This is a genomic window from Pseudomonas sp. R9.37 (assembly GCF_963878885.1).
Lineage (GTDB): Bacteria > Pseudomonadota > Gammaproteobacteria > Pseudomonadales > Pseudomonadaceae > Aquipseudomonas.
The window spans coordinates 322,893-344,745 of record NZ_CAWNZA010000043.1 but is presented as its reverse complement, the minus strand read 5'-3'; the positions used below and the strand labels follow the sequence as shown (position 1 = coordinate 344,745).

Genomic DNA, 21,853 nt, shown 5'->3' with positions numbered 1-21,853 from the left:
GTGATTATCGCCATAGCGGCAAGGAGCCCTCGTGCCCACAGTTGAAATGGAACGTCGCCAGGTGGTGGTGATCGGTGCCGGCCCGTCCGGTGCCATCGCCGCCGCGCTGTTAAAGCGCAACGGGCATGATGTATTGATTATCGAGCGCCAGCATTTTCCACGCTTCTCGATTGGCGAAAGCCTGCTGTCGCACTGCATCGATTTTATCGAAGAAGCCGGCATGCTCGAGGCCGTGCAGGCAGCGGGTTTCCAGGTAAAAACCGGCGCTGCGTTTGCCTGGGGCGAGCGCTACAGCGCGTTTGATTTTGGCGACACGTTCAGCCACGGCAAACCCACCACCTTCCAGGTGCAGCGCGCTGAATTCGACAAACTTTTGGCCGACCAGGCCGCCTTGCAAGGCGTCGACATTCGCTACGGCGAAAGCGTCGTCGGTGTGGATTTTGCCGGCGACAGCCGCTACCTGCATGTGCGCCGCGAGAATGGCAGCGAGTACCACCTCAAGGCCAAATTTATCCTCGACGCCAGCGGCTACGGCCGTGTGTTGCCGCGCCTGCTGGACCTTGAGGCGCCATCGGATTTCCCGGTGCGCCAGGCGGTGTTCACTCACGTCGAAGACCGCATCGAACACCCCGGTTTCGACCGCACCAAAATCCTCGTGACCACCCACCCGACCCAGCGTGACATCTGGTTCTGGACCATCCCGTTCAGCAATGGCCGCTGCTCGGTGGGCGTGGTCGCGGCGAAGGCGCATTTCGACGGCCGCGACAGCGACCTCGACGCGTGCCTGCGCGGCTTTATCGCGGAAACGCCGAGCCTGGCCGGCGTGCTGCAAAACGCCGTATGGGACACGCCTGCGCGCACCATCGGCGGCTACTCGGCCAACGTCAAAACCCTGCACGGTCCGGGCTTTGCGCTGCTGGGCAACGCGGCGGAATTCCTCGACCCGGTATTTTCTTCCGGCGTGACCATCGCCATGCGCTCGGCAAGCATGGCGGCGGGCTTGCTGCACCGCCAACTCATGGGCGAAACAGTGGACTGGCAAACCGAGTTTGCCGAGCCGTTGAAACGCGGCGTCGACACTTTCCGCTGCTACGTCGAAGGCTGGTACGCCGGCACCTTCCAGGATGTGATTTTCCATCCGGGCAGCTCGCCGGACATTCGCCGGATGATCAGCTCGATCCTCGCCGGCTACGCGTGGGATGAGCGCAACCCGTTTGTCAGCGAGCCCAAGCGGCGGTTGCGGATGTTGTCGGAGATTTGCGCGGGTGAGCCGGTATGAGCAGTCCAGCGCTGGAAAAAAACTACCTGAGTAAAAACTACGTCGAAGAAACCAGGTTCGGTTTCTGGTTCCTGCGCAGCCACACTTGGCAGCACCACGTGTTGCGCGTGGCGATCAACGACCTGCGCGGCCTGTTCACCGAGCCATTGCCGGTCGCGCCGGTGCTGCTGGACGCCGGTTGCGGCCAGGGCAAGTCGTTCCAGTATTTGCAGCAGGTGTTCGCGCCGCAGCGCCTGATCGGTGTGGATGCCGACCCGCATAGCCTGGCGCTGAGCAAGGCTGAGGCTGCGCGCCAGGGCCTGGCCGTCGAGCTGATCGGCAGCGACTGCGCCACCCTTGAGGTGCCCGACGCCGGCGTCGATGTCGTGTTCTGCCACCAGACCTTCCATCATCTGGTCGAACAGCATCGCGCCTTGAAGGAGTTCTACCGCGTGCTCAAGCCGGGCGGCTACCTGCTGTTTGCCGAGTCCACCGAAGCCTATATCGATACCTGGGTGATTCGCTGGTTGTTCCGCCACCCGATGCACGTGCAGAAAAGCGCCGACCAATACCTGGAGATGCTGCGCGAGCAGGGTTTTGAATTCGCCCCACAGAATGTCTCGTACCCGTATCTGTGGTGGAGCCGTTCCAGTGATTTTGGCCTGCTCGAGCGCTGGGGCCTGCGCAACCCGCCACCGGTGGGCCAGCGCGAAGAGACGCTGGTCAACTGTGTGGCGCGTAAACCTTTCGCGAGCGTCGCACCATGATCCGCCTGCTGTTGATCGGTTGCCTGTTGCTGCTGAGCGCCTGCGCCAGCCAACCGCCGTTGCCCGCAAAAACCCCGGCGCTGGCCTTGCCGATGCAATTGCATGTGCAGCGCCTTTCGGGTGGCCAGAGCCAGGACTGGCTGTTGGTGATCCAGCGTGAAGGCGCGGCCCTTCGTTGGTCGATGATGGACCCGCTGGGCATTCCCCAGGCCCGGCAAAAACTGCTCGATGGCCAGTGGCAGGCCGATGGTCTGCTGCCGCCCAACCCGGCGGCGCGCGAACTGTTTGCCGCCTTGCTGTTTGCCCTGACTTCATCGGATGACGTGCGCGCGCTTTATCCGAGCGCCCAGGCCATGGACCTCACGCGCACGCTGCCGGGTCATTGGCAAATCGTCTATCAGTCTTCAGAGGTGTTCAGCGTGAACATGACGGGCCAACCGCTGAGCTATCGCATCACCCCGCTGGGGGCCGCTCGATGACGGCTTATCTGAATGCGCTGGGCGTGATTTGCGCCCTGGGGCGCGGCCAGGCCGAGGTCAGCCGCAGCTTGTTTGCCGGCGACTGCTCGGGCATGCGCGCCGAGAGCGGCTGGGTGCCGGAACGCGTATTGCCGGTTGGCGGCGTGCGCGGCGAGCTGGTGACTATTCCGGCCGAACTGAACCAGCAAAGCAGCCGCAACAACCAGTTGTTGCTGGAAGCAGCGTTGCAGATCGAGGGCGAGATCCGCCACGCCATTCACACCTATGGCGCCTCGCGAGTCGGCGTGGTGCTGGGCACCAGCACCTCGGGCATCGACGAGGCCAGCCGTGGCATCGCCAATTACCTGCGCGACAAGCAGTTTCCCGGCGACTACGACTACCAGCAACAGGAACTCAGCGCCCCCGCCAACTTCCTCGCCGACTGGCTGCAACTGAGCGGCCCGGCCTATGTGATTTCTACCGCCTGCACCTCCAGCGCCCGCGCGTTGATGAGCGCCCAACGCCTGTTGGACCTGGGCGTGTGCGACGCGGTGATCTGCGGCGGTGTCGACAGCCTGTGCAAGCTGACGCTCAACGGTTTTACCGCGCTGGAGGCGGTCTCCAGCGAGCGCTGCAATCCGTTTTCAGTGAACCGCAATGGCATCAATATCGGCGAAGCGGCCGTGCTGTTTCTGATGACCCAACACCCTGCGCCGATTGCCCTGCTGGGCAGTGGCGCCAGTTGCGACGCGCACCATATTTCTGCGCCCGAGCCTACCGGCAAAGGCGCATTGCAGGCGATGCGCAAGGCCTTGGCCAGCGCGAAGCTGGTGCCAGAGCAGATCGGTTACTTGAACCTGCACGGCACCGCGACCCAGCACAACGACGCCATGGAAAGCCTGGCCGTCGCCAGCCTGTTTCCCCACGGCGTGGCCTGTTCGTCGACCAAACCCATGAGCGGCCACACCCTCGGTGCAGCTGGCGCGCTGGAAGCGGCGTTCTGCTGGCTGAGCCTGACGCACGGCCGCGTGCCGCCGCATGTGTGGGACGGCCAGGCCGACCCGGCGCTGCCCGCCCTGCAATGGGCGCAGACCGGCGACACCTTGGAAAAACGCTGCCTGATGAGCAACTCGTTTGCCTTCGGCGGTAACAACGTCAGCCTGATAATCGCAGAGGCCCCATGATTGATTGGCCACTCGCCCAATTGCTGCCCCACGCGGGCGACATGATCCTGATCGACCAGGTGCTGTCGTTCGATGAAGAGCAGATTCACACGCGCCTTACCGTCAAGCCCGGCGGCCTGTTCAACCGCCCGGACGGCAGCCTGCCGGCCTGGGTCGGGATCGAGCTGATGGCCCAGAGCGTCGCCGTGTATGCCGGGTGCCGCGCGCGCCAGAACGGCGAAGCCGTGGAGCTGGGCTTCCTGCTCGGCACGCGTAAGTTCGAGTGCAACGTGGAACACTTCCCGGCAGGCGCCGAGCTGCGCATCCACGGCCTGCGCTCGCTGGAAGACGACAACGGCATGGGTGTGTTCGAATGCCACCTCACCGGCGACGGTATCCAGGCCAGCGCGCGCTTGAACGTATTTCGACCGCCTAAGGCGGCCACCTATTTAGATGAACCGAAGGACGAAACGCCATGACTGAATCCGTACTGGTCACCGGCTCCAGCCGTGGCATCGGCCGCGCCATTGCCCTGCGTCTGGCGCAGGCCGGGCATGACATCGTGCTGCATTGCCGCAGCGGCCGCGCGCAAGCGGACGCGGTGCAGGTCGAGATTGAAGCCCTGGGCCGCAAGGCGCGGGTGCTGCAGTTTGACGTGGCCGATCGCGCCAGCTGCAAGCAAATCCTTGAAGCCGACGTGGAGCAGCATGGCGCCTACTACGGCGTGGTGCTCAATGCCGGCCTGACCCGTGACGGCGCGTTCCCGGCCTTGTCCGAAGACGATTGGGACGTGGTGATGCGCACCAATCTCGACGGTTTCTACAACGTGCTGCACCCGGTGATGATGCCGATGATTCGTCGTCGCGCCGCCGGCCGCATTGTGTGCATCACCTCGGTGTCGGGGCTGATCGGCAACCGTGGGCAGGTCAATTACAGCGCGTCGAAGGCCGGTCTGATTGGCGCGGCCAAGGCGCTGGCCATCGAGCTGGGCAAGCGCAAGATCACCGTCAATTGTGTAGCGCCCGGCTTGATCGACACCGCGATGCTGGACGAAAACGTGCCGGTCGAAGAACTGATGAAAATGATCCCGGCGCAGCGCATGGGCACCCCGGAAGAAGTGGCCGGTGCAGTGAATTTCCTGATGTCGGCCGAAGCCGGCTACATCACGCGCCAGGTGTTGGCCGTGAACGGAGGCCTGTGCTGATGAAACGCGTCGTCGTCACCGGCATGGCCGGCATGACCTCCCTGGGCAGCGATTGGGACACCATCGCCGCCAATTTTCGCGCCAACCGCAGTGGCATTCGGCGCATGGACGAGTGGGACCGTTTCACCGAACTGAACACGCGCCTGGCCGGGCCGATTGACGATTTCGTGGTGCCGGCCCACTGGACGCGCAAGCAACTGCGCAGCATGGGCCGCGTGTCGCGCCTGGCGGTGTGGGCGGCGGAGCAGGCGTTGCAGGACGCCGGCTTGCTCGGCGACGAGTCGATCAAGGACGGACGGATGGGCGTGGCCTGTGGCTCGTCCACCGGCAGCACCGACGAGATCAAGGCATTCGGCAACATGCTGCTGAACTCGGTGGCCGAGGGGCTGAATGCCAACTCCTACGTGCGCATGATGCCGCACACCACGGCGGCGAATATCAGCATCTTTTTTGGCCTTACCGGGCGGCTGATCCCGACGTCCAGCGCCTGCACCAGCGGCAGCCAGGGCATCGGCTATGCGTATGAAGCGATCAAGTTCGGACGCCTGCCGTTGATGCTCGCCGGCGGCGCCGAAGAGCTGTGCCCCACCGAAGCCATGGTGTTTGATGCGCTCTACGCCACCAGCCTGAAAAACGACGCGCCGCAGACCAGCCCACGTCCTTACGACAGCGGCCGTGATGGCCTGGTGATCGGTGAAGGCGGCGGCATGCTGGTGCTCGAAGAACTGGAACACGCGTTGGCGCGCGGTGCGCACATCCACGCCGAACTCGTGGGTTTCGGCAGCAACGCCGACGGCCAGCACACCACCCGCCCGGAGCAGAAAACCATGCGCCGCGCGATGGAGCTGGCCTTGGAAGATGCCGGGCTGGAGCCGTCGGCCATTGGCTACGTCAACGGCCATGGCACCGCCACCGATCAAGGTGATATTGCCGAAACCCTGGCCACCAGCAGCCTGTTCGGCCGCCACATGCCGATCAGTTCGCAGAAGAGTTTTCTTGGCCACACCCTGGGCGCATGCGGCGCGTTGGAGTCGTGGTTCAGCATCGAAATGATGAACCGCGACCAGTACGTACACACCTTCAACCTGGATGTGGTCGACCCGCAATGTGGCGAGCTGGATTACCTGCAAGGCGGCTTTCGCGAGATGCACCACGACTACGTGATGAACAACAACTTTGCGTTTGGCGGCGTCAACACCTCGCTGATCTTCCGTCGCTGGGCCTGATTTTTTAATTGATTGGAGAAAATGGAATGTCTTCCTTGCTACGCGCCACCCTGATCACCCTGGCCTTGCTGACCGCCGCCGGTTGCACCAGCAAACCCGTGCTCAACACCCAGCACGAGCTGCCGGCCGGCACTCAGGTGAGCGAAGAAACCATGAAGCAGGTCATCGTCACGGCCCTGCAAAAACGTGAGTGGACCGTGCAGCGTTTCAGCCCACAACTCGTACAGGCCCAGATCACCGTGCGCAACCAGTTCTACGCGGCCATCGACATCCGTTACAGCCGCAACAGCTACGCCATCACCTACCGCGACAGCCGCGACCTGGGCTACAAGGACGGCAAGATCCATCGCAACTACAACCGCTGGGTGAGCATGCTCGATCGCGACATCATGGCCGCGCTGCGCAGCAATGGCGTGGGTAGCGCGCCGGGACCTGCGGCGCAGTCGTTTGAACAGACAGGGGCGTCGAAGCAGAACTGAGGATCGCGGTCCGTCAGAAACGACAAAGGGCGCCTTTCGGCGCCCTCTTCACAAACAGGTTGGCTTGTCATCGCCGCTTCCTGCCTGGCTCTGCGATGGCTGGTTACTCAGGATCCTCAGAGTCTCACAAGCCCCTTTCGGGAACTCGGCCAGTATGCCTGAAAACAACTCGCCTGCAATCGGTGGCAAAGCGCCGCTTATTCCTTACCCACTTCATCGCAACCCCAGCGCACTGCGCACCGCTGCTTTTATCGCTGAAAACTGATCATTGGTGAGCTCCGCGATTTTGTAAGTTCGTTTTCCATGACGGTCTTTGCTTTTGATGCGATCCAGTCGCCCCAGGCTTACGGTCGCCACAATGTCGCACTTCGCCCAGCAGATGGGGTTCGCGCCCTGAAGATGACTGTGTAGCTGCAAATGATGCTCCAGCAGCTTATTGGTCCGGTGCTTGCGTATCACAATGACGGGTCGAATCTTGATGATTTCCGGGACCTCATAGCCTCGAAAATCACAAATCAACACGCTGCCCTCCTTGGGCTGATAGAGAAGTGCCATCCATATCACTCGCTTGAAAAAGAGCGATTCTGCGCAGGTTTCTGGCTAATCACTAAGCCAGTTCCGTTACCTGATATGTGACTTCGCCTACACCACGGCCTTGCGCGTCAACAACTCCACAAACGCCTTCGCCCTCGGCGACTGCGCGCCCTTGCGCTGCACCAGCCACACCGCCGTGACCGCTTCCTGATCGAGCAACGTGCGATACACCACGCCATCAATGCGTATGCGCTGGTAAGACGCCGGCAGCACCGACACGCCCAAGCCCGCCGCCACCAACCCGATAATCGTCATCGCCTCCCCCGCTTCCTGGGCGAAGTGCGGGCTAAAGCCGGCATCACGGGCCAGGTTGAGCAGCTGCGCGTAAAGGCCGCTGCCATAGCTGCGCGGGAAGAATACAAACGGCTCCTGCGCCAGTTGCGCCAGGTGCAAACCGCGCTCGCTGCCTTCCGCCAGCGGGTGGCCGGCGTTCAGTACGGCAACCAGCGGTTCGCGCATCAGCTCGATGACACTCAGCGAATCCGGCAACGGCAGCGGGCGCATCAGGCCGACCTGGATCGATTGATCCACCAACGATTCGGCCACTTCGGTGCTGCTCATTTCCTGCAGGCTCAAGTGCACCGCCGGGAAGGCCTGGCGAAACGCAAAGATCGCCTGCGGAATGCTCGAATTGAAGGGTGCGGAAGACGTGAAACCAATCTTCAGTTCCCCCAGCTCTCCCAACTGGGCACGCCGAGCAACATCCGCGGCCTTGTCGACCTGTGCCAGCACCAGTCGCGCCTCTTGCAGGAACAAGCGCCCGGCCTCACTGAGCTCGACCCGACGATTGGTGCGCTCAAACAAGCGCGCGCCCACCTCCTGCTCCAGAGCTTGAATCTGCTGGCTCAGCGGCGGTTGCGAGATGCCCAGCACCTGCGCGGCGCGGCCGAAATGCAGTTCTTCGGCGACGGCGATGAAGTACCGCAGGTGACGCAATTCCATGCAAACCTCATTAGGTCGTAAAAGCTATCAAACAGGTCGAACAATATATTGGAAAGAATCATTAGCCAGCTATATTCTTTTTTGCATTGCCAGTCCTGGCAGGCTTTCCCTCGCCGAGGTCCCCGTGAAATCTGCTGTCGCTCCATTTGCTCAAGAAGTCCCGCCTACCGCCCTGGATGAGGTGGTGGCCCAGCTCAACGAGCAGTTCATCGAAAAAGGCACGCCAATGTTCATGCGCACCGTGCTGGCGCTGTTCTCCGGTGGGTTTGCCACCTTTGCCCTGCTGTATTGCGTACAGCCGATGATGCCCGCGCTGTCCCACGAGTTTTCCATCAACGCGGCGCAGAGCAGCCTGATCCTGTCAGTCGCCACCGCCATGCTCGCGTTTGGCCTGCTGATCACCGGACCGATTTCCGACACCCTCGGGCGCAAACCGGTGATGGTCGCCGCGCTGTTTTGCGCCGCACTGGCCACTATCGCCAGCGGCCTGATGCCGTCCTGGGAAGGCATCCTGCTGATGCGTGCGCTGGTCGGCCTGTCCCTGAGTGGCCTGGCAGCCGTTGCGATGACCTACCTGAGCGAAGAGATCCACCCGCAACACATCGGCCTGGCCATGGGCTTGTACATCGGCGGCAACGCGATTGGCGGCATGAGCGGGCGCCTGATCATGGGCGTGCTGATCGACTTCGTCAGTTGGCACACCGCCACGCTGATCATCGGCGCCCTGGCGCTGATCGCTGCCACGGTGTTCTGGAAGATCCTCCCCGAGTCGCGCAACTTCCGCGCCAGCAGCCTCAAACCGCGCAGCCTGGTGGACGGCTTCGTGATGCACTTCAAGGATGCCGGCCTGCCCTGGCTTTTTCTCGAAGCCTTCCTGCTGATGGGCGCGTTCGTGACGATGTTCAATTACATCGGCTATCGCCTGCTGGCGTCGCCTTACGCGTTGAGCCAGGCCGTGGTCGGCCTGCTCTCGCTGGTGTACCTCTCGGGCATCTACAGCTCGGCGAAAATCGGCTCGCTGGCCGACCGCCTTGGCCGGCGGCGCGTGTTGTGGGGCACGATCGTGTTGATGCTGTCGGGCATGTTACTGACCCTGTTCACCCCGCTGTGGCTGGTGGTGCCGGGCATGCTGATTTTTACCTTCGGCTTCTTCGGCGCGCACTCGGTGGCCAGCAGCTGGATCGGCCGGCGCGCGGTCAAGGCCAAGGGACAGGCGTCGTCGCTGTACCTGTTCTGCTACTACGTGGGCTCAAGCATTGCGGGGACGGCGGGCGGATTCTTCTGGCACTTCGCCGGGTGGAACGGGATTGGCGGATTTATCGTGGCGCTGTTGATTGGCGCGCTGCTGGTGGCCCTGAAGCTGGCGAAGTTGCCACCGCTGGGGAATGTGCAGGCCTGAGGCTTTCTCGCTTTTAATGTGGGAGGGGGCTTGCCCCCGATTGCAGTGTGTCAGCCAATGAATGTGGTGACTGATACACCGCTATCGGGGGCAAGCCCCCTCCCACATTTGTTGCGCGTGTTATTCGTGGTACTGCGCCGACAGCTCGTGCACCGCGCGCAAGAACGCGCCGGCGTGCTCCGGATTCACTTCCGGGGTGATGCCATGGCCGAGGTTGAACACGTGCCCCGTGCCCTTGCCGTAGCTGGCCAGGATGCGGCCGACTTCGGTGCGAATCGCTTCCGGCTTGGCGTAGAGCACGGTTGGGTCCATGTTGCCTTGCAGCGCGACTTGGTTGCCAACGCGACGGCGAGCTTCGCCAATGTCGCAGGTCCAGTCCAGGCCGAGTGCATCGGCGCCGGCATCGGCGATGCTTTCCAGCCACAGGCCGCCGCCTTTGGTGAACAGGATGACCGGCACTTTGCGGCCTTCGTGTTCGCGGATCAGGCCGCTGACGATCTTGCGCATGTAGGCCAGGGAGAATTCCTGATACGCCGCCGCCGACAAGTTGCCACCCCAGGTATCGAAAATCTGTACCGCTTGCGCGCCGGCCATGATCTGACCGTTGAGGTAGGCGGTAACCGACTGCGCCAGTTTATCCAGCAGCAGGTGCATGGCCTGTGGGTTGTCGTAGAGCATGGCTTTGGTCTTGCGGAAGTCTTTCGACGAGCCGCCTTCGACCATATAGGTGGCCAGCGTCCACGGGCTGCCGGAGAAGCCGATCAGCGGCACGCGGCCGTTCAGCTCGCGGCGGATGGTGCTCACGGCGTCCATCACGTAGCCCAGGTCTTTGTGCGGATCGGGGATCGGCAGTGCTTCGATGTCGGCCAGGGTGCTGACGACTTTCTTGAAACGCGGGCCTTCGCCGGTTTCGAAGTACAGGCCTTGGCCCATGGCGTCAGGGATGGTCAGGATATCGGAGAACAGGATGGCCGCGTCCAGTTGTGGGTAGCGGTCCAGCGGCTGCATCGTGACTTCGCAGGCGAACTCCGGGTTCATGCACAGGCTCATGAAGTCGCCGGCGTGGGCGCGACTGGCGCGGTATTCCGGCAGGTAGCGACCGGCTTGACGCATCATCCACACGGGCGTGACGTCTACGGGTTGCTTGAGCAGGGCACGAAGGAAACGGTCGTTCTTGAGGGCAGTCATGTCGGCATCCGCAAAAAAAGTGCGGGCATTTTCTCAGAGCGCGACGCAAAAGGCACGGAGTGAGCCGTGCCTTTTGTCTATCGGGTCAATTTGTCGCGGATATCAAAGCGCTGCAAAACCAATGTGGGAGGGGGCTTGCCCCCGATTGCAGTGTGTCGGTTTCAGTATCTGCAACTGAACCACCGCTATCGGGAGCAAGCCCCCTCCCACGTTTTGATCCCATTTCAACCTGGGATCAGGGGTCAGACCTGCAAGTAATCCAGGATACCTTCGGCGGCGTTGCGGCCTTCGAAGATCGCGGTTACCACCAGGTCAGAGCCGCGCACCATATCGCCACCGGCGAAGATTTTCGGGTTGCTGGTCTGGTGCTTGTACTGGCCTTGTTCCGGGGCTACAACGCGGCCCTGGCTGTCGGTCTGGATTTCGAACTGCTCGAACCACGGCGCCGGGCTTGGGCGGAAACCGAAGGCGATGACCACGGCGTCGGCCGGGATGATCTCTTCGGAACCCGGGATCGGCTCAGGGCTGCGACGGCCACGGGCGTCCGGTTCGCCGAGACGGGTCTCGACCACTTTCACGCCTTCGACACGGTCTTCACCGACGATAGCGATCGGCTGGCGGTTGTAGAGGAATTTCACGCCTTCTTCCTTGGCGTTCTTCACCTCTTTGCGCGAACCCGGCATGTTGGCTTCGTCACGACGGTAGGCACAGGTCACCGACTTGGCACCCTGGCGAATCGAAGTACGGTTGCAGTCCATCGCGGTGTCACCACCACCCAGCACTACAACCTTCTTGCCTTTCATGTCGACGAAATCTTCCGGCGACTTTTCAAAGCCCAGGTTGCGGTTGACGTTGGCGATCAGGAAGTCGAGCGCGTCATACACGCCCGGCAGGTCCTCACCGGCAAAGCCGCCTTTCATGTAGGTGTAGGTGCCCATGCCCATGAACACGGCATCGTATTCGGCGAGCAGTTGCTCCATGGTGATGTCTTTGCCGATTTCGGTATTGAGACGGAACTCGATACCCATGCCGGTGAACACTTCACGACGGTTGCTCAGTACAGTTTTTTCCAGCTTGAACTCGGGGATGCCGAAGGTCAGCAAGCCACCGATTTCCGGGTTCTTGTCGAACACCACCGGCGTCACGCCACCACGCACCAGCACGTCGGCACAGCCCAGGCCCGCCGGGCCCGCGCCGATGATCGCAACGCGCTTGCCGGTCGGCTTGACCTTGGACATGTCCGGGCGCCAGCCCATGGCGAACGCGGTGTCGGTGATGTACTTCTCCACCGAGCCGATGGTCACCGCGCCAAAGCCGTCGTTGAGGGTGCAGGCACCCTCGCACAGACGGTCTTGCGGGCACACTCGGCCGCACACTTCCGGCAAGGTGTTGGTCTGGTGTGACAGCTCGGCGGCGGCGAGGATGTTGCCTTCGGCCACCAATTTGAGCCAGTTAGGAATGAAGTTGTGCACCGGGCACTTCCATTCGCAATACGGGTTACCGCAACCCAGGCAGCGGTGGGCCTGGTCGGCCGAGTGCTGGGGTTTGAAGGGCTCGTAGATTTCCACGAACTCTTTCTTGCGTTGACGCAACAGTTTCTTCTTCGGATCTTTGCGCCCGACATCGATGAACTGGAAGTCGTTATTCAGACGTTCAGCCATGTTAAAACCTCATCAAACTCTTCAGGCGCATATCACTGCGGGTTGGCACGGATGCTGGAAAGCAACGATTTCAGGTTGGCAGCCTTGGGCTTGACCAGCCAGAAACGACGCAGGTAATCATCGAGGTTTTCGGCGAGGTTACGACCCCATTCGCTGTTGGTTTCCTCGACGTACTCGTCCAGCACGTGCTGCAAGTGGTTCCGGTAGGATTCCATGGCTTCGCCGCTGATCCGCTGGATCTCGACCAACTCGTGGTTGACCTTGTCGACGAAGGTGTTGTCCTGGTCGAGCACGTAGGCGAAACCGCCGGTCATGCCCGAACCGAAGTTGTAACCGGTCTTGCCCAGTACCGCGACAAAGCCCCCGGTCATGTACTCGCAGCAGTGATCGCCCGTGCCTTCCACCACGGTGTGAGCACCGGAGTTACGCACGGCGAAACGCTCACCGGCCGTGCCGGCGGCGAACAGCTTGCCACCGGTGGCGCCGTACAGGCAGGTGTTGCCGATGATCGCGCTTTCCTGCGACTTGTAGACGCTGCCGATAGGCGGAACGATCACCAGCTTGCCGCCGGTCATGCCTTTGCCCACGTAGTCGTTGGCGTCGCCTTCCAGGTACATGTTCAGGCCGCCGGCGTTCCACACGCCGAAGCTCTGGCCCGCAGTGCCTTTGAAGCGGAAGGTGATTGGCGCTTTCGCCATACCCTGGTTGCCGTGCTTGCGTGCGATTTCGCCGGAGACGCGTGCGCCAATCGAACGGTCGCAGTTGCAGATATCCAGGGCGAATTCGCCGCCGCTTGCGTCGTTGATCGACGAAGTGGCCATCTCGACCATCTTCTCGGCCAGCAGGCCTTTGTCGAACGGCGGGTTGCGGTCAACCTGGCAGAATTGTGGCTTGTCTGCCGGGATGTGGTCGCTGCCCAGCAGCGGCGTCAGGTCCAGGTGCTGTTGCTTGGCGGTCTGACCTTCGAGGATGTCCAGCAAGTCGGTACGCCCGATCAGCTCTTCCAGCGAGCGCACGCCCAGCTTGGCCAGCCACTCACGGGTTTCTTCGGCGACGTAGGTGAAGAAATTCACCACCATGTCGACGGTGCCGATGTAGTGATCCTTGCGCAGCTTCTCGTTCTGAGTGGCGACGCCGGTGGCGCAGTTGTTCAGGTGGCAGATGCGCAGGTATTTGCAGCCCAGGGCGATCATTGGCGCGGTGCCGAAGCCGAAGCTTTCAGCGCCGAGGATTGCAGCCTTGATCACGTCGAGGCCGGTTTTCAGGCCGCCGTCGGTCTGTACCCGGACCTTGCCGCGCAGGTCGTTGCCGCGCAGGGTCTGGTGAGTTTCCGCCAGGCCCAGTTCCCACGGTGCGCCGGCATACTTGATGGAGGTCAGCGGCGAAGCGCCGGTGCCGCCGTCGTAGCCGGAGATGGTGATCAGGTCGGCATAGGCCTTGGCCACACCGGCGGCGATGGTGCCCACGCCGGCTTCTGCTACCAGTTTCACCGAGACCAGGGCCTGCGGGTTGACTTGTTTGAGGTCGAAAATCAGCTGCGACAAATCCTCGATGGAGTAGATGTCGTGGTGCGGCGGTGGCGAAATCAGGGTCACACCCGGCACTGCGTAACGCAGCTTGGCGATCAGGCCGTTGACCTTGCCGCCTGGCAGTTGCCCGCCTTCACCCGGCTTGGCGCCCTGGGCCACCTTGATCTGCAGCACTTCGGCGTTGACCAGGTATTCCGGGGTCACACCAAAGCGGCCAGTGGCGACCTGCTTGATTTTCGAGCTCTTGATGGTGCCGTAGCGCGCCGGGTCTTCACCGCCTTCGCCGGAGTTGGAACGCGCACCCAGGCGGTTCATGGCTTCGGCCAGGGCTTCGTGGGCCTCAGGCGACAAGGCGCCGAGGGAAATACCGGCAGAGTCGAAACGCTTGAGGATCGATTCCAGCGGTTCGATCTCGCTGATGGCCAGCGGCGTGTCCAGGGTTTTCACCTTGAACAGGTCGCGGATCATCGACACCGGGCGGTTATCCACCAGCGCGGTGTATTCCTTGAACTTGGCGTAGTCGCCCTGCTGCACGGCGGCTTGCAGGGTGCTGACCACGTCCGGGTTGTAGGCGTGGTATTCGCCACCGTGCACGAACTTGAGCAGGCCGCCTTGCTGGATCGGCTTGCGCGCGCTCCAGGCTTCGGCTGCCAAGGCTTTCTGTTCAGCTTCGATGTCGACGAAACGCGCGCCCTTGATGCGGCTCGGCACGCCACGGAAGCTTAGCTCGCAGACTTCTTCGGACAGGCCGATGGCCTCGAACAGTTGCGCGCCGCGGTAGGACGTGACGGTGGAGATGCCCATCTTCGACAGGATCTTCAGCAGGCCCTTGGTGATGCCTTTACGGTAGTTCTTGAACACCTCGTAGAGGTCGCCCAGCACTTCACCTGTGCGGATCAGGTCACCGAGCACTTCGTACGCCAGGAACGGGTACACCGCCGACGCGCCGAAACCGATCAACACCGCAAAGTGGTGCGGGTCACGGGCGGTGGCGGTTTCGACGAGGATGTTGGAGTCGCAACGCAGGCCTTTTTCGGTCAGACGGTGGTGCACCGCGCCAGTGGCCAGCGAGGCGTGGATCGGCAGCTTGCCCGGCGCGATATGGCGGTCGGTCAACACGATCTGGGTACGGCCGGCGCGCACGGCTTCTTCGGCCTGATCGGCGACGTTGCGCACAGCAGCTTCAAGGCCGAGGCTCTCGTCGTAGTTCAGGTCGATAATCTGGCGGTCGAAGCCTGGGCGTTCCAGGGTCATCAACGAGCGCCACTTGGCCGGAGACACCACCGGCGAGCTGAGGATCACACGCGAGGCGTGCTCAGGCGATTCCTGGAAGATGTTGCGCTCGGCCCCGAGGCACACTTCCAGCGACATCACGATGGCTTCACGCAGCGGGTCGATCGGCGGGTTGGTCACCTGGGCGAACTGCTGGCGGAAGTAGTCGTACGGCGTGCGCACGCGCTGGGACAGCACGGCCATTGGCGTGTCGTCACCCATGGAGCCGACAGCCTCATAGCCTTGCTCGCCCAACGGACGAAGCACTTGGTCACGTTCTTCGAAAGTGACCTGGTACATCTTCATGTACTGCTTGAGCTGGTCAACGTCGTAGAAAGCCGAACCGTGGTCGTTGTCTTCCATGGTCGCCTGGATGCGCAGAGCATTCTTGCGCAGCCATTGCTTGTACGGATGACGCGACTTCAAGCGGTTGTCGATGGCATCGGTGTCGAGGATCTGCCCGGTTTCGGTGTCTACGGCCAGGATCTGGCCAGGGCCGACGCGGCCTTTGGCGATCACGTCTTCAGGCTTGTAGTCCCACACGCCGATTTCCGACGCCAGGGTGATGAAACCGTTGGTGGTGGTGACCCAACGCGCCGGGCGCAGACCGTTACGATCGAGCAGGCACACCGCGTAGCGGCCGTCAGTCATGACCACGCCGGCCGGGCCGTCCCACGGCTCCATGTGCATCGAGTTGTACTCGTAGAACGCACGCAGGTCCGGGTCCATGGTCTCGACGTTCTGCCACGCAGGCGGAATGATCATGCGCACGCCACGGAACAGGTCGATGCCGCCGGTGACCATCAACTCGAGCATGTTGTCCATGCTGGAGGAGTCGGAACCCACGCGGTTGACCAGCGGGCCGAGCTCTTCGAGGTCCATCAAATCGTTGGCGAACTTGGTGCGACGGGCCACGGCCCAGTTGCGGTTGCCGGTGATGGTGTTGATCTCGCCGTTATGGGCGAGGAAGCGGAATGGCTGGGCCAGCGGCCATTTCGGCAGGGTGTTGGTGGAGAAGCGCTGGTGGAACACGCAGATTGCGGTTTGCAGGCGCTCATCGCTCAGGTCCGGATAGAAGGCGGTCAAATCCGCCGGCATCATCAGGCCTTTATAAATGATGGTTTTGTGCGAAAAGCTGCAGATGTAGTGGTCGGTGTCGGCGGCGTTGGACACCGACGAACGACGACGCGAGGTGAACAGCTTGATCGCCATGTCCTGGTCGCTCAGGCCTTCGCCCGCGATGAACACTTGTTCGATCTGCGGCAGGCGCTCCAGGGCCAGGCGGCCGAGCACGCTGGTGTCGATTGGCACTTTGCGCCAGCCAACCAGTTGCAGGCCGGCAGCCAGGATCTCGCGGTTCATGTTCTCGCGAGCGGCCTCGGCTTTCACCGGGTCCTGGTTGAAAAACACCATGCCCACGGCGTATTGCTTGGGCAGGTCGACCGCAAATTGCTCTTTTGCGACAGCGCGCAGGAACTGGTCGGGCTTTTGAATCAGCAAGCCGCAACCGTCACCGGTCTTGCCATCGGCGTTGATCCCACCTCGGTGGGTCATGCAGGTCAGGGCCTCGATGGCCGTTTGCAAAAGGGTATGACTGGGCTCGCCCTGCATGTGGGCTATCAGGCCGAAACCGCAGTTATCCTTGAATTCATCGGGTTGGTACAGACCTGCTTTCATAGACACTTTCTCACCAGGCTGCCTCTTATATCGAGGCAAATTTCTTTTCAATTCAACCGGTTACCTTCCACGCCGAACGTACGCCGGCTTAGCGGGGGCAAAAGGGAGGTCATTGTACACACCGACACGAACGCTCACAAATTTAACGACGAAATGTCGCAAATCTATGTCGCATTTATGAAAGGTTTAAAGCGATATGCTGTGCTAGTCAAAACTTTTTTAGTCTTGACTGCCACGACTCAAAAGCAACGTGCGCAGACACCACAAAGCGCGCGGCCTTCAGGGCTGCACGCTTTTGTAGTTTTTTGAGGTGCCGGGAGAGGCGGCCTGGGTAAGGCCGCCGAATCTTCAGCGAGTTGTTGCGAGTTCTTGTTGAACGCTGGCAACAGTGCGAGGCCAAGGTTTACCAGCCTGAACCTTCGCTGGCAAGGCCTTGATAGCGGATTCAGCTGCTGCACGGCTGGAGAAGTTGCCGTAGGTAATCACGTAGAGAGGCTTGCCGTTGAGCACTTTCTTGAAATAACGGTACTCACCGCCCTGCTCTTTCACGAACGCCTGAGCGTTGGCTTCGGAGCTGGTGCCGAGGATCTGCACCACGAAGTTGCCGGTTGGCTGGCTGGTGTACCAGCTGCTGCCGGTGCCGCCGGCCTTGGCGACGGTGGCGGCGGGCTTCTCAGCAGGCTTGGCAGCCGGAGCCGGCGCTGGCTTGGCGGCTGGCGCGGGTGCGACAGGCTTGGTCACCGGCGCTGGCTTGGCAGTGGCGACAGTCGGTGCAGGGGTCGGCTTGGCAGCCGGAGCTGCTGGCTGACCGGCTGGCACGCCCGCAGGCGGCGCGGTAGTGGTCACGGTCGGCGGCGTGGCGCTGGAGCCCTCCACCGGCACACCGTCGTCACCTTCAGAAATGCCACCGGCTTCTTCGGCGAGCGGGCCGCGCATTACCGGCTGGCCAACCATCGGCAGGTTGGTCGGTTGGCCGGAGTTGGCGAATTCGACGTTTGGCGTGGGTTTGCCCAGTGGCAACTGCGCCTGTTCGGTTGGCGCGCCGGCGGTGGCGGGAGCCTTGCTACGACCTGGGATCAACCAGGCGGCGGCGACAGCGACCACGACAACGGCGGAAATAGCCAATACGTGCTTCTTAGGCATAGTAAACCCCATCTTTGGACGCTTAACCGCAGAGCGGCTTGCAATCATGGCTTCGATCAAGGCATCCCGGGCAACCTGGTTGATGGTGCCAGGCCAGCCGTCGGAGCTTTCGTGAATATCAGAGATCTGCGCAGCGGAGAAAAGTTCGATACCGGCCCCGGCGCCCTCAAGGCGTTGGGCCAGGTATTCGCGGGTTTCTTCCTCTTCGTACGGCTGCAATTCGATGACGTGAAACAGCTCCTGATCACCGCTGATCTGCTCCAGATCGGCGATCAACGACGACTCGCCAAACAGGAACACGTGCGGGCGGCCTTCAGGCGTACCCGCAGCCAGCGCCAGCAGCGCTTCCAGGGCGGATTCGTCGAGCTGCTCGGCGTCGTCTACCAGCAAGTAGACTTCCTGGCCGGTCAGGCCCAGTTGCACCACTTGCTTGAGAATCGCGTTCGGCTCGGCATTGGATACATTCAGCGCCTGGGCCACTTGGCGCAACACGCCCGCCGCGTCACCGGCACCACGGGCCGACACCACCACGCTCTGTACCGATTGTTTGTTGGTGCTGGCGACCAGTGCCTGGCGCAGCAGGGTCTTGCCGCTGCCCAACGGCCCGGTGACCACCAGCAACAGCTGGCTGTAGCGCGCCAGATGGTGCAACTGGCCAAGCACCGGCTTGCGCTGGGCAGGGAAAAATTTGAAGCCAGGTACCCGCGGAGCAAAAGGGTCGTGGCTTAACTGGTAATGGCCGAGGAACGCCTCGTCGGCATGCAAACTAGTCATCGGGATCTTATTAACCTTTAAGCTGGGCCAGGGCGCGGTAATCCGCTCCCAGCGTGGCCTGTAAAATCTCTTTCGGATAATCGTCGGTCACTACCGCTTCGCCCATGTGGCGCAGCAGCACCAGTCGTAGGCGACCGTCGATCACTTTCTTGTCTATTGCCATATGTTCGAGGAAATCCGCCTCGGTCATCTCCTGAGGAGGAACAACCGGCAAACCGGCGCGCTGGAACAGGCGAATACCCCGATCCCGCTCCTGGTCACTGATCCAGCCCAGGCGTTGCGACATCTCCAACGCCATCACTGTGCCAGCCGCTACGGCTTCCCCATGCAACCACACACCATAGCCCATGTGCGTTTCGATCGCATGGCCGAAGGTGTGACCCAGGTTCAAGGTGGCGCGTACGCCGGACTCCCGCTCGTCGGCATTTACCACCAGCGCCTTGGCGGCGCAGGAGCGCGAAATCGCTTCGGTCAGTGCCACCTGATCCAGAGCGCGCAGGGCGTCCATATGCTCTTCAAGCCAGGTCAGGAACGGCTCGTCGCAGATCAGCCCGTACTTGATGACTTCCGCCAGGCCCGCCGACAGCTCGCGCGGAGGCAGGGTGTTCAGCGTCGCGGTGTCGATCAGCACGGCCTGGGGCTGATAGAACGCACCCACCATGTTCTTGCCCAGCGGGTGGTTGATGCCGGTCTTGCCACCGACCGACGAATCGACCTGGGACAACAAGGTGGTCGGCACCTGGATAAAGTCCACGCCGCGCTGGTAACAGGCCGCCGCAAAGCCGGCCATGTCGCCGATCACACCGCCGCCCAGGGCGACTACGGTGGTCCGGCGGTCATGACGCGCAGTCAGCAGGCCGTCAAAGATCAGTTGCAGGGTTTCCCAGTTCTTGTGGACCTCGCCGTCAGGCAGGATCACCGAAATCACCGAGTACGCCGCAAGGCTGCGGCTCAGGCGCTCAAGATACAGCGGCGCGACCGTTTCATTGGAGATGATCGCCACTTGCCGACCGGCAATATGCGGGGCAAGCAACTCAGGCAGGTCCAACAAACCTTCGCCAATATGGATTGGGTAGCTGCGCTCGCCTAGATCGACCTTAAGTGTCTGCATGTGTCCCCGCGTGAAGATGGATATACGATCGGCAACGCTCAGATCTGACGCTGCCTGATGGCTCTACGCCACACCTCGAAGGCTGTTAGCGCGCCGCCGAGAATAGCGCATTTCGGGTCTGGCTTTAACGGGGTGGCAGCTGCTGTAAACGCTCGAGAATGTCGAGAACGACCATTCGCGGCGGCCGCTCATCGGTTTCCACCACCAGATCGGCAATTTCCCGATACAGCGGATCGCGCAGCGTCAGCAAATCCCGCAGGGTTTTTGCCGGGTCGGCAGTGCGTAACAACGGGCGATTCCGGTCGCGGGCGGTGCGGCCCACTTGCTGCTCGACCGACGCATGCAGGTAGACCACGCGCCCACCGGCATGCAGCGCCCGGCGGTTTTCATCGCGCATCACAGCGCCGCCGCCGGTGGCCAATACCACACCGTCGCAACCGCACAGCTCGGCAATCATCGCCTGCTCGCGGTCGCGAAAGCCCAGTTCGCCTTCCTTATCGAAGATCCATGGGATATTGGCGCCCGTGCGCAATTCAATTTCCTTGTCGGAATCTTTGAATGGCAGGCGCAGCTCTTTGGCCAGCAAACGGCCGATGGTGCTTTTTCCAGCGCCCATCGGTCCTACAAGAATCAAATTTCGCACAGAATCAACGACTCACAGCAATCGCCTGGTTATTCATAATACGCGGAGTCAGGAATACCAGCAGCTCGGATTTTCTTTCCGCCATCACATCGCGCCGGAAAAGGCGGCCAAGATACGGCACATCGCCTAAAAATGGCACTTTATCTACCACTTTGCTCTGGGTATTGGAGAAAACGCCACCGATGACGATGGTCTCGCCATCCTTGACCAGCACCTTGGCGTTGACTTCGTTTTTCTTGATCGGTGGCACGTCGTTGAGCTTGTTCAGGTAGTCGGGCTCATCCTTGGTGACCTTGACCTCCATGATCACCCAGCCATCAGGGGTGATTTGCGGGGTCACTTCCAGCGATAGCGAAGCTTCCTTGAACGACACTGAGGTGGCGCCACTGGAGCTGGATTCCTGATAGGGAATCTCGGTGCCCTTGAGGATCCGCGCCGTTTCCTTGTCGGAAGTGACCACCTTGGGCTGTGAGACGATTTCGCCGTTGCCGGTTTTCTCCATGGCCGTCAATTCAAGGTCCAGCAACAGGTTGTTGGTGATATAGGCGATGCCCAAGCCCGATGTACCGGTGAGCGCCCCCATGTCGACAAATGGCGAACTGACAGGGTTCTGCGGTGGCTCGGCACCGGCGGCCAAGGGTTTGCTGATGCCCCCAGCGCCCCAATTGGCACGGTTGAGTCGCCCTCCCCAGCGCACGCCGAGGCTTTTGTCATAATCAACATTGGCCTCGACGATCCGCGCCTCGATCATCACTTGGCGCACCGGGACGTCCAGTTGCGCCACAATCCGGCGCAGCTCTTCGAGGCGCTCGCCAGTCTGGTAGGCAATGATGTTATTGGTGCGGTCATCCACTGCCACGGAACCGCGCTCATCGCCGGCGCCTTCGAGGCCTGTCACCGACTGGAACAGCTTGGCCAGGTCCGCCGCCTTGGCGTAGTTGACCTGCAACAGCTCGCGGCGCAAAGGCGCCAGCTCGGCCATCTGCCTGCGCGATTCCAGCGTGAGCAATTCACGCGCCGCCAGCTCATCGGCAGGTGCCACCAGCAAAACGCCGGCCTTCACGCGCTTATCCAGCCCCTTGGTCTGCAATACCAGGTCCAGCGCCTGGTCCCAGGGCACGTCCTTGAGCCGCAAGGTTATGGAGCCTTGCACTTCATCGCTGGCAACCAGATTGAGCCCGGCAACATCGGCAATCTGCTGCAATACCGCACGCACATCGATGTTCTGGAAGTTGAGGTTCAGTTTGGCGCCGTTATAGGTGCCTGGCGCCGTGCCGCCAGGCGGCGGCAGCTGGATAAGGTCCACACGATTGGGCACAGCGAATGCCGTCGGTGCCGTGAACGCTATCCATAGCGCCACACCGA

General features: G+C 61.8%; 17 protein-coding genes and 1 pseudogene. 9 read left to right on the top strand and 9 right to left on the bottom strand.

Features of this window, described 5'->3' with window-relative positions:
- Positions 1–31 precede the first annotated feature (31 nt).
- From AACU78_RS20635 to AACU78_RS20600, 8 genes are read left to right on the top strand one after another with little or no spacing between them, the layout of a single operon-like run.
- On the top strand, positions 32–1,279 hold the full coding sequence (locus tag AACU78_RS20635; protein ID WP_106577543.1) for an NAD(P)/FAD-dependent oxidoreductase: 1,248 nt from the start codon (positions 32–34) through the stop codon (positions 1,277–1,279).
- Positions 1,280–1,290: 11 nt separating this feature from the next.
- On the top strand, positions 1,291–2,025 hold the full coding sequence (locus tag AACU78_RS20630; protein WP_177410089.1) for a class I SAM-dependent methyltransferase: 735 nt from the start codon (positions 1,291–1,293) through the stop codon (positions 2,023–2,025).
- A complete protein-coding gene (locus AACU78_RS20625) occupies positions 2,022–2,504 on the top strand; it encodes a hypothetical protein (protein WP_106577541.1) in 483 nt (160 codons plus the stop codon). The genes AACU78_RS20630 and AACU78_RS20625 overlap by 4 nt, the downstream gene beginning before the upstream one ends.
- Positions 2,501–3,667 carry a beta-ketoacyl-[acyl-carrier-protein] synthase family protein gene (locus tag AACU78_RS20620; RefSeq protein WP_106577540.1) on the top strand — a complete coding sequence of 389 codons (1,167 nt, stop codon included), beginning with the start codon at positions 2,501–2,503 and terminating at the stop codon, positions 3,665–3,667. Before AACU78_RS20625 ends, AACU78_RS20620 begins: the two co-directional genes overlap by 4 nt.
- The gene (locus tag AACU78_RS20615) at positions 3,664–4,125 is read left to right on the top strand and encodes an ApeP family dehydratase (protein WP_106577539.1); all 462 of its coding nucleotides are present in this window, start codon (positions 3,664–3,666) and stop codon (positions 4,123–4,125) included. Before AACU78_RS20620 ends, AACU78_RS20615 begins: the two co-directional genes overlap by 4 nt.
- Positions 4,122–4,850 (top strand): 3-oxoacyl-ACP reductase FabG, encoded by a 729-nt coding sequence (gene fabG, locus AACU78_RS20610; RefSeq protein WP_106577538.1) that lies wholly within the window; start codon positions 4,122–4,124, stop codon positions 4,848–4,850. Before AACU78_RS20615 ends, fabG begins: the two co-directional genes overlap by 4 nt.
- On the top strand, positions 4,850–6,076 hold the full coding sequence (locus AACU78_RS20605) for a beta-ketoacyl-ACP synthase (RefSeq protein ID WP_106577537.1): 1,227 nt from the start codon (positions 4,850–4,852) through the stop codon (positions 6,074–6,076). The genes fabG and AACU78_RS20605 overlap by 1 nt, the downstream gene beginning before the upstream one ends.
- 26 nt (positions 6,077–6,102) lie before the next feature.
- Positions 6,103–6,555, top strand: coding sequence for a hypothetical protein (locus AACU78_RS20600; RefSeq protein WP_106577536.1), 453 nt, complete (start codon positions 6,103–6,105; stop codon positions 6,553–6,555).
- Between the two features lie 213 nt (positions 6,556–6,768).
- Here AACU78_RS20600 and AACU78_RS20595 read toward each other — a convergent pair whose 3' ends face one another.
- Both AACU78_RS20595 and AACU78_RS20590 read right to left on the bottom strand, forming a co-directional pair.
- A complete protein-coding gene (locus tag AACU78_RS20595; protein ID WP_106577535.1) occupies positions 6,769–7,110 on the bottom strand; it encodes a type II toxin-antitoxin system PemK/MazF family toxin in 342 nt (113 codons plus the stop codon).
- 87 nt (positions 7,111–7,197) lie between these two features.
- Complete coding sequence (locus tag AACU78_RS20590) at positions 7,198–8,091, bottom strand: LysR family transcriptional regulator (RefSeq protein ID WP_106577534.1); 894 nt, start codon at positions 8,089–8,091, stop codon at positions 7,198–7,200.
- Positions 8,092–8,215: 124 nt separating this feature from the next.
- Between AACU78_RS20590 and AACU78_RS20585 the strand changes: the two genes are divergently transcribed.
- Entirely contained in the window at positions 8,216–9,490 is a 1,275-nt protein-coding gene (locus AACU78_RS20585; RefSeq protein WP_106577533.1) for an MFS transporter, read from the top strand.
- 120 nt (positions 9,491–9,610) lie between these two features.
- Here AACU78_RS20585 and hemE read toward each other — a convergent pair whose 3' ends face one another.
- The 7 genes and pseudogenes from hemE to AACU78_RS20550 all read right to left on the bottom strand — a co-directional run.
- A complete protein-coding gene (hemE, locus tag AACU78_RS20580) occupies positions 9,611–10,678 on the bottom strand; it encodes a uroporphyrinogen decarboxylase (protein WP_106577532.1) in 1,068 nt (355 codons plus the stop codon).
- Between the two features lie 242 nt (positions 10,679–10,920).
- Complete coding sequence (locus AACU78_RS20575) at positions 10,921–12,339, bottom strand: FAD-dependent oxidoreductase (RefSeq protein WP_003171228.1); 1,419 nt, start codon at positions 12,337–12,339, stop codon at positions 10,921–10,923.
- A 32-nt stretch (positions 12,340–12,371) separates the two neighbouring features.
- Entirely contained in the window at positions 12,372–16,817 is a 4,446-nt protein-coding gene (gene gltB / locus AACU78_RS20570) for a glutamate synthase large subunit (RefSeq protein WP_106577531.1), read from the bottom strand.
- A gap of 348 nt (positions 16,818–17,165) precedes the next feature.
- A complete protein-coding gene (locus AACU78_RS20565; RefSeq protein ID WP_106577530.1) occupies positions 17,166–18,734 on the bottom strand; it encodes an SPOR domain-containing protein in 1,569 nt (522 codons plus the stop codon).
- A gap of 10 nt (positions 18,735–18,744) precedes the next feature.
- A complete protein-coding gene (gene aroB / locus AACU78_RS20560) occupies positions 18,745–19,845 on the bottom strand; it encodes a 3-dehydroquinate synthase (RefSeq protein WP_106577529.1) in 1,101 nt (366 codons plus the stop codon).
- A gap of 124 nt (positions 19,846–19,969) precedes the next feature.
- On the bottom strand, positions 19,970–20,488 hold the full coding sequence (gene aroK, locus AACU78_RS20555) for a shikimate kinase AroK (RefSeq protein ID WP_017138567.1): 519 nt from the start codon (positions 20,486–20,488) through the stop codon (positions 19,970–19,972).
- A gap of 4 nt (positions 20,489–20,492) precedes the next feature.
- Positions 20,493–21,746: pseudogene (locus AACU78_RS20550) on the bottom strand (type IV pilus secretin PilQ); the annotation flags it as partial.
- Positions 21,747–21,853: the final 107 nt, after the last annotated feature.

Bases quoted from the DNA above. Each gene is read 5' to 3' on its own strand.
- AACU78_RS20600 (WP_106577536.1), top strand. From the start codon at position 6,103: ATGTCTTCCTTGCTACGCGCCACCCTGATCACCCTGGCCTTGCTGACC.
- AACU78_RS20590 (WP_106577534.1), bottom strand. From the start codon at position 8,091: ATGGAATTGCGTCACCTGCGGTACTTCATCGCCGTCGCCGAAGAACTG.
- AACU78_RS20625 (WP_106577541.1), top strand. From the start codon at position 2,022: ATGATCCGCCTGCTGTTGATCGGTTGCCTGTTGCTGCTGAGCGCCTGC.
- hemE (WP_106577532.1), bottom strand. From the start codon at position 10,678: ATGACTGCCCTCAAGAACGACCGTTTCCTTCGTGCCCTGCTCAAGCAA.
- fabG (WP_106577538.1), top strand. From the start codon at position 4,122: ATGACTGAATCCGTACTGGTCACCGGCTCCAGCCGTGGCATCGGCCGC.
- AACU78_RS20575 (WP_003171228.1), bottom strand. From the start codon at position 12,339: ATGGCTGAACGTCTGAATAACGACTTCCAGTTCATCGATGTCGGGCGC.
- gltB (WP_106577531.1), bottom strand. From the start codon at position 16,817: ATGAAAGCAGGTCTGTACCAACCCGATGAATTCAAGGATAACTGCGGT.
- AACU78_RS20620 (WP_106577540.1), top strand. From the start codon at position 2,501: ATGACGGCTTATCTGAATGCGCTGGGCGTGATTTGCGCCCTGGGGCGC.
- AACU78_RS20565 (WP_106577530.1), bottom strand. From the start codon at position 18,734: ATGACTAGTTTGCATGCCGACGAGGCGTTCCTCGGCCATTACCAGTTA.
- AACU78_RS20595 (WP_106577535.1), bottom strand. From the start codon at position 7,110: ATGGCACTTCTCTATCAGCCCAAGGAGGGCAGCGTGTTGATTTGTGAT.
- AACU78_RS20605 (WP_106577537.1), top strand. From the start codon at position 4,850: ATGAAACGCGTCGTCGTCACCGGCATGGCCGGCATGACCTCCCTGGGC.
- aroB (WP_106577529.1), bottom strand. From the start codon at position 19,845: ATGCAGACACTTAAGGTCGATCTAGGCGAGCGCAGCTACCCAATCCAT.
- AACU78_RS20615 (WP_106577539.1), top strand. From the start codon at position 3,664: ATGATTGATTGGCCACTCGCCCAATTGCTGCCCCACGCGGGCGACATG.